Origin of the sequence: Streptomyces cellostaticus (genome assembly GCF_023630175.1) — a bacterium.
In the GTDB taxonomy this organism is placed as follows: Bacteria; Actinomycetota; Actinomycetes; order Streptomycetales; family Streptomycetaceae; genus Streptomyces; species Streptomyces cellostaticus_A.
Genome location: NZ_JALLIN010000003.1, coordinates 171531 through 182978, shown reverse-complemented (window position 1 = coordinate 182978; position 11448 = coordinate 171531). Strand labels below are relative to the sequence as shown.

The window sequence follows — 11448 nt, the reverse complement described above, 5'->3', positions numbered from 1 at the left end:
GGTCAGTGGTGGGAGGCGTATGCGACGAAGGTCGCCCAGGTGGCGGGGGCGACGGTCAGCAGGGGGCCGTCGGTCTGCTTGGAGTCTCGTATGTGGATGGTGGCGGGGGTGGGGGCGACTTCGACGCAGGAGTCGGCTTCGCTGCTGCTGCTGTAGCTGCTCTTGAACCAGTCGAGGGCCACTTCGACGCAGGAGTCGCCCTCGGGGCCGTCACTGTGACTGCTCTTGAACCAGACCAACTCGCGGATCATGCCTCTCCCAGCAAGCGCTCGATGAAGGCTGCCGACTCCCGTGGGGAGAGAGCCTGAGCCCGAATGGTGCTGTACCGCAGCTCAAGAATGCGGAGATGTCTCGGGTCGGTGGTCGGACGGCCGTTGTACGCCCCTTCGGAGCGTCCCAGTGCCGTACCGTCTCCGAACTTCAGCACCTCGATCTTGCCGCTCAACCCCGGGTGAGCCCCTGAGTCGGTCGGCATCACCTGCAGTGTGACGTTACGGAGCTGGGCGACACCCAGTAGGTGTTCGAGCTGTTGGCGCCACACCATTGTGCCTCCCACCTTGCGGCGCAGCGTCACCTCCTCCTGGACGAAGCTGAGCGCCGGCGCCGGAGAGCGGTCGAAGATCGATTTCCGTGCCATGCGAGCGGATACCAGGCTCTCCGACTGATCCTCCGTATAGGCGGACTGCGACACCTCGAACAGCGCGCGAGCATGCTCCGGGATCTGCAACAAGCCATGGACGCTCAGCCCGACGTACGCCCCGTACTCGACTGCCTTCGCCTCCATGTCGGCCAGCTCCCGCACCCGCTTCGGGTACCGGACCTTGGCCACGTCCTCCTTCATCGCGGCCAGCAGCCCACCCGCGCTCAGCACCTCGTCCGCCTTGTCCAGGAACTCCGGGCGCGGGATCCGCTTGCCGCCCTCGACCTTGTGGACCAGGTCCTCGCCGTAGCCCACGACCCTGCCGAACTCGGCGGCGCGCATGCCCACCGCCTCGCGGCGCAGCCGGAGCTGGCGTCCCACGGTGGTGATGACGGCGACTCCCCAGTCGTCGTCCGGGTCGGCCTCCCAGCCCGGTTCCGCTTCCTCGCCCATGGCGCGCTCCCCTTCCCGTCCCCGCCGTCCCGACAGACCGGACACCACCGGACAGGCCCGGACAGTGACCCTACGTACCGGCATCGTCACTGTTCACGGTAGGCGCGCGCCGTCACGCTCAGTGGCGTGAACCAGCAAATCTCCACCCGCATCCCGAACTTCGGCGTGCGACTCTCCCCCACACCGCGCGGTGCCCGTCTGGCCCGGCTGCTCGCCTCGGAGCAACTCGGCTCCTGGGGGGCGCCGTTGGATCCGGCGGTGCTGATCGTGGCCGAGCTGGCGGCGAACGCGGCCACGCACGGGCGGGTGACGGGCCGGGACTTCCGGCTCACGCTCTACGTCGTCGCGGACGTCCTGCGGATCGAGGTGACGGACACCCGCGGCGACCGGCTCCCCCACGTCGGGGACGGGGACCCGGAGAGCACGTCCGGGCGCGGGTTACTGCTGGTCGACGCGCTGGCCGACCGCTGGGGCGTCACGCCGGGACCGGCGCCCCGCAAGACCGTGTGGGCGGAGGTCACCCTGCCACCGCGACCCGGGAACCCGTGCTCCGGTCCGAGTGGCGCTCTTTGTCCAAGGACCACGGGTGGGAAAGAACCCGACCAAGCCCCACCCCTCCCGCCCACGACGGCGCACGCTCACTCGCCAGGGTGAACATCGCCAACACGGCTGGCGTGGCGCCCGGTTGATCGCTCTACGCTCGGCGCAGCAAGCACGACGCATTTGGTGAACCGGCAAAAATAACGGCCCCCGGCCGGGACTAGCGATCCCGATCGAGGGCCTGACCACCAAGGAACAACACCTTCCCGATGGATACCGAGAACCGTAGCGCGCCCCTGCGCGCCCAGTCCCGAGTTGTCGCCAAGAACCACCCGAACCGGCGGTCGGCCGCCGGCGGGCTGATCCATGACAACACCCGCCACTCCACCCGCTTCACGGTGATCGGCAACCACCTGGCCCAGCATCCGCGGATGTCCGGTCTCGCCATCGGGCTCGGGGTGCACATCCAGTCGCTGCCGGCGGGCTCCCGCGTGGACATCCGGACCCTGACCGCCCGCTTCCCCGAGGGGGCGGTCCGGATCGCCGCCGCGCTGCGGGAGCTGGAGGCCCACGGATACCTGCGGCGCGAGCGCAAGCGCGGGTCCGACGGCCGTATCGTCACGCGCACGGTCTCCTGCAACCAGCCGGGTCTCACCGGGGACACCTCCTCGGCGCCACCGTCCCGGAAGGCGTCACCACCGAGGAAGAAGAAGGCCGTGCACAGGGCGCTGCCGCCCGTACCGGGCCCCGCCCGGCCCTCCCCCGCCCTCGTCCGGCAGGCCACGGACCTGCTCGCGGAACTCCGCCGGCACGACTTCCGCCTGCTGCTGTCGGCCCGGGACACCGCCCATCTGGCGCCGGGAGTCGCCGCCTGGCTGGAGCGCGAGGCGACACCCTCGGCCGTACGGCACGCGCTGACCACGAATCTGCCGGACGAGCCCCTGTGCCGCCCCGCGGCCCTGCTGGCCCACCGGCTGGCGGCCGGGTTGCCCGCACCGCCCCCGTTCCGCGCCCCGGCGCCCCCACCGGCGGTCCGGCACCCGCTCCAGAACTGCGAAGGGTGCGACCGCGCCTTCCGCTCCCCGGACCCGGGACTCTGCTCCGCCTGCCGCCCCACTCCTCCGCAGGCCGCCCAGCGTGAGCGCGACGACCCTCGTCGGAGGACCTGATCCGCGCCGGGCGCGCCGCGGCGGTTCAGCGGGAGCGGCGCCGGGTCACCAGGGCGACGGTCGTGCCGACCCCCGCGAAGACCAGCCCGATGCCGCCGAAGATCAGCGGCAGCAGCCACAGCGAGGCGAAGCCCTTGATCCGCGCGTCGCCGGGGGAGTCGGCGTCGTAGAGGACCTCGACGTGCTCGCCGGTCTCGTACGACGGCGGATCGGAGCCGAAGGAACCGCGGAACGTCCGGTGCTCGCCGTCCGCCGAGGTGAACGCGACCACCGGGTACGCCACCGGTCCGTCGTGCGCCCGCTTCCTGCGGGACCCGCCGCCGTGGTCCTCGCGCCACTCCAGCGCGACCACCGTGCCCGGGGCGTGCTTCGCGTCCGACAGGAACGAGACCGACACACCCGTGAGGATCAGCCCGACGAGCAGGAAGAGCGAGCCGAGCGCGATCGCCCCGAACGTGACCCACCGGGCGACGCGCCCGTGCACCCCCACCCGCACGACGCCCGCCCTCAGCTGTGGCCGAGTTCCGCGGTCTCCGCGTCGCCCGCCTCCGGCACCGAGCCCGAGTCGCGGGCCGGGCGGAGCGGGAAGACGTCGACCCGGGTCTCGTCCACGACCGGCGGGGGCGGCTGCGGTGCCTTCGGCATGACGGCCGCCTCGGAGTGGCCGCCGCAGCCGTAGGACAGGGAGACCACACGGCCGTCGGCCGGGGAGAACTCGTTCGCGCAGACACCGAAGGCCTGGCCGAGCGAACCGCCGATCGGGGTGAGGAAACCGCAGCTCAGGCAGGTCGCGGGGGCCGCCTGGGCCATCGGGGTCTGGGCGCCGAACGACTCCTCCCAGCGGTCCGCCGCGACATGCAGGCCGTAGCGGGAGAGGACCCGCGCCCGCCGCATGCCCAGCTCTTCCGCCACCGAGGCGATCGAGCCGCGGGCGGGCACCGTGGACTGGACGGCCGGGGCACCGGGAGAGACCTCCGCGTCCTCGGCCTCCGCCAGTTCCGCCATCTCCCCGGACACGACCGAGTTCGGCGCGGGCTCCTCCTCGCCCGTGAAACCGGGCTCCAGGCGCAGGTCCTCCTGGTCGGTGGGGAGCAGGTCGCCGGGGCCGAGGTCGCCCGGGCGCAGACGCTCGCTCCACGGCACCCACTCGGGGGCGAGGAGGGCGTCGGGGCCGGGGAGCAGGACCACCTCGTCCAAGGTCACGATCTTGGCACGGGAGGCGCGGGCGACCGTCGCGGCCCAGCGCCAGCCCCGGTAGCCCATCTCCTTGCACTCGAAGAGGTGTGTGACAACGCGGTCACCCTCCGACACCAGACCGACGTGCTCACCCACCACTCCGGGTGCGGCGGCCTCCTCGGCGGCGGCGCGGGCGAGGTCGACGGCCTCGGCACACAGACGGTCGGGGGTGCGGCTTCGCGTTGTCGCTGCGCTCACAGGTATCGCTTCTCTCCTACGCCGTCTGCAATGAGTGCGGCTGCCTCCGGCGGTTGGGGGGACGGAGCGGACCTGGGGGCCGCATCGACGTCCGCATCCGATCGCGCTCGGGCGCACCTCTGCCATCCATTCTGCGTTATGGCTGAGATACGCACGCTACCCGGTCGCCGGTGGTCGGGGACAGTCCGCCGCTGCCCGGCGATGTTTCCCGACCGGCCGTGCGCGCCGGTTGGCCGAGATCCGTCCCCGCCGAACGGCCCGGTTGACCGAAAAACGACCGGTCCGGGAGTTTCCGGGAGTCGGTGTCCGGCATGGGGTGATCGGGTGGCGAGCGGGGCCGGCACCGGGTGGCCGGCCGACTCGCTTGAATTCAAACCGCACTATCGGGCGGGGTCTCGGGGCACTATGAACGACGTGGCAGCCACGGACAGGAGCAGTGTTCGCGGTGGCGGTTCGGGCCGGGTCGGCGGTGCCGTCCGCGCGGTCGGCCGTGCCCTGCACCTCCCCGTGACCGGCACGGCGCGCGGCATCCGCAAGGTCACGCACGCGCACGGCGCCGGTGAGTCGGGGCTCGGCAAGCTGATCGAGCTGCACGCGGTGAACGGCGCCGGGGACGTCATGATCACGGTCGCGCTCGCGTCGACCGTGTTCTTCTCGGTGCCGACCGACGAGGCCCGCGGTCGTGTCGCGCTCTACCTGGCCATCACCATGGCCCCGTTCACCGTGCTGGCGCCCGTCGTCGGCCCCCTGCTGGACCGGCTGCCGCACGGGCGGCGGGCCGCGATGGCCGGGGCGATGCTGGCCCGGGCCCTGCTGGCGCTGATCATCTCGGGAGCCGTGGCGAGCGGAAGCCTGGAGCTGTATCCCGCGGCGCTGGGGGTGCTCGTCGCCTCCAAGGCCTACGGAGTGGTCCGCAGCGCGGTCGTGCCCCGGCTGCTGCCGCCCGCCTTCTCCCTGGTGAAGGCGAACTCCCGGGTCACCCTGGCCGGGCTGCTGGCCACCGGGGTGGCCGCGCCGATCGGGGCGGGCCTGCACGCCCTCGGTGACCCCTGGCCGCTGTACGGCGCGTTCGTGATCTTCATCGCGGGTACGTTCCTGTCCTTCTCCCTGCCCCCCAAGGTCGACTCCGCCAAGGGCGAGGGCGTGGCGCTGCTCGCGGCCGACGAACAGCATCTGCACGGGCCGCGACGCAAGCAGCAGGCCAAACGGCCGGGGCTGCGGACCGTCGGGCCCGCCGTCACACACGCCCTCGCCGCCAACGCGGCGCTGCGCTGCCTGTCCGGGTTCCTGATCTTCTTCCTCGCCTTCCTGCTGCGCGAGCACCCGCTGACCGGCGAGAGCGCGGCGGTCTCGCTGGGGATCGTCGGCGTCTCGGCCGGGGCGGGGAACGCGCTCGGCACCGCGGTGGGCTCCTGGCTGAAGTCGAGAGCGCCGGAGATCATCATCGTGACGGTCGTCGCGGTGGCGCTCGGCACGGCCGTCGTGGCCGCCGTGTTCTTCGGGGCGCTGCTCGTGGCCTGCCTCGCCGCCGTCGCCGGGTTCGCCCAGGCGCTGGCCAAGCTGTCGCTGGACGCGCTGATCCAGCGGGACGTGCCGGAGCAGGTGCGCACCTCGGCGTTCGCCCGGTCCGAGACGCTGCTGCAGATGGCGTGGGTGTTCGGCGGCGCGGTCGGCATCGTGATGCCGCTCAACGGCACCCTGGGCCTCGCGGTGGCCGCGGCGTTCGTGGCCACCGGCTGGCTGGGCACGTTGCGCGGGCTGCTCGCCTCGGCCCGGCACGGCGGCCGGGCCAGGGCGCGAGTGGCGTAACGAACCGGGCACGCCGTACCCCACGTGGGCGGACGGCCACAGGCGCCCGATAGCCTTCGGCCATGACCACGCTGCCCCGCGGCGAAGCCGCTGATGTAACACGTGCTGTGCGACGCCGCCGCGCCGTCGCCGCCGCCGGCGCCGTTACCGCCGGACTGCTCGTCCTGTCGGCCTGCGACAAGCCGACGCCCGTCGCGACCGTCACCGTTGGCCGGGACTCGGTCAACGCGGAGGCGCTCTGCTACAACGACGGCAAGGCGCTGGACGCCAAGTCGGTGGCGAAGTGCGCGAAGAACGCCAAGGACATCAAGTCCATCAAGGTGGGCCAGGACCAGGAGGTCCGCTTCGGCGTCGACCCGAAGATCGCGGACGCCGGCTGGACGATCCTGGTGAACGGCAACCCGTTCTCCGAGTCCAGCCACCTGACCACCCGTACGCTCCCGTACAACGCGTTCTTCAACCAGCAGTACGGCACCCAGGGCGACACCAACACCGTGTCCGTGCAGATGGGCGCCAACCCGCCCAAGGGACTGTGGTCCTTCAAGGTGAAGAAGGCGGGCTGACCACGCCTTCCGCACGCATCCTCGTCGCCACCGCCGTCCCGGCCGAACGGGACGCGGTGGCGGGCGCGTTCCCCGGCGAGGCGGTGGCGGTCCGGCTGCCGGGCGCCGGTCTCGTCCGGGTCCGCGGCGGCCACGACCTGCTGGCGGCCGGAGTCGGACCGGCGCTCGCCGCCGCCTCCACGGCCACCGCGCTCACCGCGGCCGCGCTCACCGGGAGGCCGTACGACCTCGTGATCTCCGCCGGGATCGGCGGCGGCTTCCCGCCCGAGGCGCCGCTCGGCTCACTCGTCGTCGCCGACGCGATCACGGTGGCCGATCTGGGCGCCCGGACCGCGGACGGCTTCCTCCCGGTCACCGAACTCGGTTTCGGAACCGTCACCCACCGGCCGCCGGAATCACTCGTACGAGGAATCTCGCGCGCCACCGGCGCGCACACCGGCACCATCCTCACCGTCTCCACCGTGACCGGCACCGCCGCCCGCGCCGCCGAGCTGCGCACCCGTCATCCGCACGCCCTCGCCGAGGGCATGGAGGGGTTCGGCGTGGCCGAGGCGGCCGCCGCGCACGGCGTTCCCGTGCTGGAGATCCGCGCGGTGTCCAACCCGGTCGGCCCGCGCGACCGCGCCGCCTGGCGCATCGGCGAGGCCCTCACCGCCCTCACCGAGGGCTTCGGGAAGCTCACGCCCGTACTGGAGAGTTGGAACCCTCATGACCGCTGAGCTGCAGATCGCCTACTCGCCCTGCCCGAACGACACCTTCGTCTTCGACGCCCTCGCGCACGGCCGCGTCCCCGGCGCACCCGCGCTGGACGTGACCTTCGCCGACATCGACATCACCAACGGCATGGCCGAACGCGGCGAGTTCGACGTGCTGAAGGTGTCGTACGCGGTGCTGCCGTACGTCCTCGACGAGTACGCGCTGCTGCCGTGCGGCGGCGCGCTGGGCCGGGGCTGCGGACCACTGGTGCTGACCCGCGAGGCGGATGCCGGGGACACCTCCCACGCCTTCGGCGGTGGGGACCTGTCGGGCCGCACGGTCGCGGTGCCCAGCGAGAGGTCCACCGCCTACCTGCTGTTCCGGCTGTGGGCCGCGGACACCCTGCCCGGCGGTGTGGGCGAGATCGTCGTCATGCCGTTCCACGAGATCATGCCGGCCGTGCGGGACGGCAAGGTCGACGCCGGACTCGTCATCCACGAGGCGCGCTTCACCTACCAGAACTACGGGCTGCGCAAGGTGGCCGACATGGGTGAGCACTGGGAGCGCACGACCGGGCTGCCGATCCCACTGGGCGCGATCATCGCCAAGCGCTCGCTGGGCGCGGAGACGCTGGGCAGGCTCGCCGAGTCCGTGCGCGCCTCCGTGCAGGCCGCCTGGGACGACCCGCAGGCGTCCCGGCCGTACGTGATGGAGCACGCCCAGGAGATGGACCCGGCCGTCGCGGACCAGCACATCGGGCTGTACGTGAACGAGTTCACCGCCGCCCTCGGCGAGGACGGCTACGCGGCGGTCCGCGGGCTGCTCACCCGGGCGGCGGCCGAGGGGCTCGTACCGCCCCTCGGTCCGGACGCGCTCAGCTTCCCCTGAGGGCCCTTCGGTTCGGATTCCGCCTGGCGTGATTCGAACGAAAGACCCCGAGGCCGGGGTCAGACGTCGAGCTGGTCGGCGACCGCGCGCAGCAGGCCGGCGATCTTCTTGCCGGAGGTCTTCTCCGGGTAGCGGCCCCGCTCCAGGCCCGGCGTGATGTTCTCGAGGAGGGTCGTCAGGTCCTGCACGATCGAGGCCAGCTCGTCGGGCTTCTTGCGCTGGGCCGCCGCGACCGAGGGCGCCGGGTCGAGCACGGTCACCGAAAGCGCCTGGTCGCCGCGCTGACCGGCGACGACACCGAACTCCACGCGCTGTCCCGGCTTGAGCACATCCACTCCGGCGGGAAGGACCGAGGAATGGACGAAGACGTCGCCGCCGTCGTCGCGGGAGAGAAAGCCGAAGCCCTTCTCACTGTTGAACCACTTGACCTTGCCAGTCGGCAAAGCACACACTCCCTCGATCCGTCCCGGACTGGCCGGACGCCCTTGAACTGCCGTCGCGACAGCCTACCGGGGGTCTCTCCACCCGGATACGCCTTAAAACGGCTATGAGCGCATGCCTGTGGCGACGGGGGCTCAAAGTGGCGGGAGAAGTGTGACGGCCGGCCGACGCGGACCCTCCGCCCCCAACCCTGGGCCATGTGCGGGACCTCCGTCGGGCCCGTGGCGAGACGGCCCACGATCCGCCGCAGCTCATCCGCCGTCAGCTTGGCTCGATCGCCGGCCGCGGGCCGCGGCAACTCCTCGCGGGCGGTCGCGATTTCGTTCCGCCGGCTTTCGGTCCTGCCGGCCGGTGGCGACAGCGGCGCGGGTGCGCCGTAAGTGATGGGTGCGCCGACTTCCGATCCGGCCCCGCTACGGCAGCAGCCGGACACGGCCGGGCCGACCCACCGCCATTTCTTTGCACCTCTTTCTTTCATGTCGCTTCGAATGCTTTCAGAATTGTCGATACTTCATCCGTGGCGCATTTCCTCGATTGGGGGCAGCCCCGGCACCCCGGCACGTTACGGCCTTTCCCCCCTTGAGCCTCCGCGGAGTCCCCGGTGAATGTCCAGAAACCTCCTCCTGCCACCGTCCACGGCCTTGACGCGGCAGCCGGTGGGCGGAGCACGGTCGGCCATCCCCCTGCAACCGGGGCGACGGTCTTCGGGCGGGTGCCGAGGCGCCCCGCGGCCGATCTCTCGCGCCGGGAACTACCCTGGTCCGGTGCGTGAGAGAACCCAACCGAATTCCGCCGGGCCCGGTGACCGACTGATCCGCGCCGGTGCCGTCGTGTTCTTCGTCGGAGCGCTGGCCACCCTCGTCACCGTGGCCCCGCTGCTCCTCGGCACCAAGCCCTTCCCGACGTTCATGTTCGGCCTGAGCATGCTCATGGCCGTCGGCTTCCTGATCGCCGGCGCGGGGATACTGCGCTCGGTGGCCGCCGGGCGGCGTCAGGCCAGGAAGGCGGCGCCGGGCGCCGCGCGATAGCCGGCCAGCCACGACGGGAACGCGGCGAGGTCGTCGAGCACGACGTCCGCCCCGGCGGCCCGCAGCTCGTCCCCGTCACAGGGCCCGGTGGCCACGGCCACGGACAGCGCGCCCGCCGTACGGGCGCCGCGGACGTCACCCACGTGGTCGCCGACGTACACGCGCGCGCCGTGCTCGCGCAGGGCCGACGCCTTCTGCTCCGCCCACAGGCCGCCGACCACCACGTCCGGTTCCAGGCCCAGGTGGTCGAGGTGCAGCCTGGCGTTCGGCTCGTACTTCGCCGTGACCACCACCGTCCGCCCGCCCGCCGCGCGCACCGCCTCCATCGCCTGCCGGGCCCCGGCCATCGCGGGGGTCGTGGTGATCGCGGTCGTCGGGTACATCTCCCGGTACAGGTCGGCCACCGCGGCGACCTGCTCCGCGGGGAACCAGTTGACCAGCTCCTCCGCGAGGGGCGGGCCCAGCCGGGTCACCGCGAGGTCGGCGTCGATGTACGTGCCCGTCCGCTCCGACAGCGCGAGGTAGCAGGCGCGGATGCCGGGGCGGGAGTCGATGAGGGTCATGTCCAGGTCGAAGCCGACGGTGAGGGTCATGGGCGTCATTGTGCCCGGGCGGGCGGGGCCCGTCGGAGGCGGGTACGTGTAGCGGGCAACCGGCCCCGGCCGGGTCCCGGGTCCCGGGGCACACCACCCGTGCGGGTCGCGTGGCCGGGCGCGGGTGGCGCCGCTGAACGCCTCCTCCGCCGCCGGCGGATGCGGGACCCGTCGCGGTGGACTCGGGTGCGCGGCCCCTGTCTCAGCGGGACCGCTGGGAGCGCCAGACCAGGTAGAGGGCGGAGGCCACCGCCGCGCCCCGGACCACCCAGGGCCAGGTCTCGGTGAGCGCGTCGTTCATGTGGCCCCGGGCGATGGGGTCGCCCCAGCGACCGGTGTTCCTGCCCCACAGCCAGACCAGGCCCGCCACCGCCGCCGAACCGGGCAGGACCAGCACCGCCCACTTGGACTCGGCCGGGGTCAGGCGCCGGGAGCCGTAGGCGATCAGCCAGCCCAGGAGCAGGGCGAACCAGTTGCCGAGCACGGCGCCCGCGACCAGCGCGGCGGCGGCCAGCAGCAGGAGCGGGTTGGTCCAGCCGGCGGCCGGGCGGGCGAGCGCGAGGAGGCGGCGGCGCGCGGGGGCCGGGGCCCCGTCGACCGCCTCCCGCGCCTCCTCCGGCTCGTCCGGGGCGGGCCGGTCCGTCTCCTCGGGGTCCTTCGGGGGGCGTTTGAGCAGGTCCGGGATCTCCACACCGCCCACGAAACCCGGCACCGCGTCACCCGCCGCGGTGCCGAACGGGCTGTCCTTGACCTGCCACCAGTCGAGCCGCGCCGCGCTGTCCCCGAGCTCGTGCGCGGCGGCCAGGTGCGGCGGTGAGGCGCCGGTGCGCGGCGCGGGCCGCTCCGGTTCGGCGGGGCGCGGGCGCGGTACGACCCGGCGCAGCCCCTTGGGCCGTTCCTCCGGCTCCGGCTCGCGCTGCTCGGGCACGGCGGTGACCGGCGGCTGCGGGGCCGCCGCGGTGCCGCCCGCGGCCTCGACCACCTCGTCCGGTGTGCCGAGCCGGTCCAGGATGCGGCGCACGGCGGCCGGGCTGTCCACCGCCGTCCTGGCGCGGTGCCGGTCGATCTCGTCGCGCAGTCGCGACACCAGCCGCATCCGGGTGGACGACGGCAACTGCCTCTGCTGAGCCACGTCCCCGACGCGGCTCAGATACTCGTAGACGACCTGATCGCTCTCGATCCCCACGGAACCCC

Annotated in this window: 14 protein-coding genes; 7 read left to right on the top strand and 7 right to left on the bottom strand. The window is 72.9% G+C overall.

Features of this window, described 5'->3' with window-relative positions; all coding sequences use genetic code 11:
- Nucleotides 1-2: 2 nt before the first annotated feature.
- Nucleotides 3-251, bottom strand: coding sequence for a DUF397 domain-containing protein (locus MXD57_RS03180; protein ID WP_250399707.1), 249 nt, complete (start codon nt 249-251; stop codon nt 3-5).
- A complete protein-coding gene (locus MXD57_RS03175) occupies nt 248-1093 on the bottom strand; it encodes a helix-turn-helix domain-containing protein (RefSeq protein ID WP_250399706.1) in 846 nt (281 codons plus the stop codon). The genes MXD57_RS03180 and MXD57_RS03175 overlap by 4 nt, the downstream gene beginning before the upstream one ends.
- A 126-nt stretch (nt 1094-1219) precedes the next feature.
- Here MXD57_RS03175 and MXD57_RS03170 point away from each other — a divergent pair, with 126 nt between their 5' ends.
- Nucleotides 1220-1747: an ATP-binding protein gene (locus MXD57_RS03170; RefSeq protein WP_250399705.1), complete on the top strand. Its 528-nt coding sequence runs from the start codon at nt 1220-1222 to the stop codon at nt 1745-1747.
- 155 nt (nt 1748-1902) lie between these two features.
- A complete protein-coding gene (locus MXD57_RS03165; protein WP_250399704.1) occupies nt 1903-2802 on the top strand; it encodes a helix-turn-helix domain-containing protein in 900 nt (299 codons plus the stop codon).
- Nucleotides 2803-2827: 25 nt separating this feature from the next.
- Here MXD57_RS03165 and MXD57_RS03160 read toward each other — a convergent pair whose 3' ends face one another.
- Nucleotides 2828-3298: a DUF3592 domain-containing protein gene (locus MXD57_RS03160; RefSeq protein ID WP_250399703.1), complete on the bottom strand. Its 471-nt coding sequence runs from the start codon at nt 3296-3298 to the stop codon at nt 2828-2830.
- Nucleotides 3299-3309: 11 nt separating this feature from the next.
- Nucleotides 3310-4236: a DUF3027 domain-containing protein gene (locus MXD57_RS03155; protein ID WP_250399702.1), complete on the bottom strand. Its 927-nt coding sequence runs from the start codon at nt 4234-4236 to the stop codon at nt 3310-3312.
- A 405-nt stretch (nt 4237-4641) separates the two neighbouring features.
- Here MXD57_RS03155 and MXD57_RS03150 point away from each other — a divergent pair, with 405 nt between their 5' ends.
- From MXD57_RS03150 to MXD57_RS03135, 4 genes are all read left to right on the top strand, one after another.
- Nucleotides 4642-6045 (top strand): MFS transporter, encoded by a 1404-nt coding sequence (locus tag MXD57_RS03150; RefSeq protein ID WP_250399701.1) that lies wholly within the window; start codon nt 4642-4644, stop codon nt 6043-6045.
- Between the two features lie 62 nt (nt 6046-6107).
- Nucleotides 6108-6608 carry a DUF2771 domain-containing protein gene (locus MXD57_RS03145; RefSeq protein WP_250399700.1) on the top strand — a complete coding sequence of 167 codons (501 nt, stop codon included), beginning with the start codon at nt 6108-6110 and terminating at the stop codon, nt 6606-6608.
- Nucleotides 6578-7327, top strand: a complete 750-nt coding sequence (locus MXD57_RS03140; RefSeq protein ID WP_250399699.1) for a futalosine hydrolase — start codon at nt 6578-6580, stop codon at nt 7325-7327. The genes MXD57_RS03145 and MXD57_RS03140 overlap by 31 nt, the downstream gene beginning before the upstream one ends.
- The gene (locus MXD57_RS03135) at nt 7317-8192 is read left to right on the top strand and encodes a 1,4-dihydroxy-6-naphthoate synthase (RefSeq protein ID WP_250399698.1); all 876 of its coding nucleotides are present in this window, start codon (nt 7317-7319) and stop codon (nt 8190-8192) included. Before MXD57_RS03140 ends, MXD57_RS03135 begins: the two co-directional genes overlap by 11 nt.
- A gap of 59 nt (nt 8193-8251) precedes the next feature.
- Here MXD57_RS03135 and MXD57_RS31450 read toward each other — a convergent pair whose 3' ends face one another.
- Entirely contained in the window at nt 8252-8635 is a 384-nt protein-coding gene (locus MXD57_RS31450; protein WP_284505005.1) for a cold-shock protein, read from the bottom strand.
- Nucleotides 8636-9397: 762 nt separating this feature from the next.
- Between MXD57_RS31450 and MXD57_RS03125 the strand changes: the two genes are divergently transcribed.
- Entirely contained in the window at nt 9398-9661 is a 264-nt protein-coding gene (locus MXD57_RS03125; protein ID WP_250399697.1) for a hypothetical protein, read from the top strand.
- On the opposite strand, the gene MXD57_RS03120 is transcribed toward MXD57_RS03125, so the two are convergent.
- Together MXD57_RS03120 and MXD57_RS03115 are read right to left on the bottom strand one after the other, a co-directional pair.
- Nucleotides 9625-10263, bottom strand: coding sequence for an HAD family hydrolase (locus tag MXD57_RS03120; RefSeq protein ID WP_250399696.1), 639 nt, complete (start codon nt 10261-10263; stop codon nt 9625-9627). The genes MXD57_RS03125 and MXD57_RS03120 overlap by 37 nt on opposite strands.
- A 193-nt stretch (nt 10264-10456) precedes the next feature.
- On the bottom strand, nt 10457-11440 hold the full coding sequence (locus MXD57_RS03115; RefSeq protein WP_250399695.1) for a hypothetical protein: 984 nt from the start codon (nt 11438-11440) through the stop codon (nt 10457-10459).
- Nucleotides 11441-11448: the final 8 nt, after the last annotated feature.

What these genes read in the sequence shown, in the direction of transcription:
- MXD57_RS03180 (WP_250399707.1), bottom strand. Translation starts at nt 251, where the DNA reads ATGATCCGCGAGTTGGTCTGGTTCAAGAGCAGTCACAGTGACGGCCCC.
- MXD57_RS03175 (WP_250399706.1), bottom strand. Translation starts at nt 1,093, where the DNA reads ATGGGCGAGGAAGCGGAACCGGGCTGGGAGGCCGACCCGGACGACGAC.
- MXD57_RS03165 (WP_250399704.1), top strand. Translation starts at nt 1,903, where the DNA reads ATGGATACCGAGAACCGTAGCGCGCCCCTGCGCGCCCAGTCCCGAGTT.
- MXD57_RS03150 (WP_250399701.1), top strand. Translation starts at nt 4,642, where the DNA reads ATGAACGACGTGGCAGCCACGGACAGGAGCAGTGTTCGCGGTGGCGGT.
- MXD57_RS03145 (WP_250399700.1), top strand. Translation starts at nt 6,108, where the DNA reads ATGACCACGCTGCCCCGCGGCGAAGCCGCTGATGTAACACGTGCTGTG.
- MXD57_RS03135 (WP_250399698.1), top strand. Translation starts at nt 7,317, where the DNA reads ATGACCGCTGAGCTGCAGATCGCCTACTCGCCCTGCCCGAACGACACC.
- MXD57_RS03120 (WP_250399696.1), bottom strand. Translation starts at nt 10,263, where the DNA reads ATGACGCCCATGACCCTCACCGTCGGCTTCGACCTGGACATGACCCTC.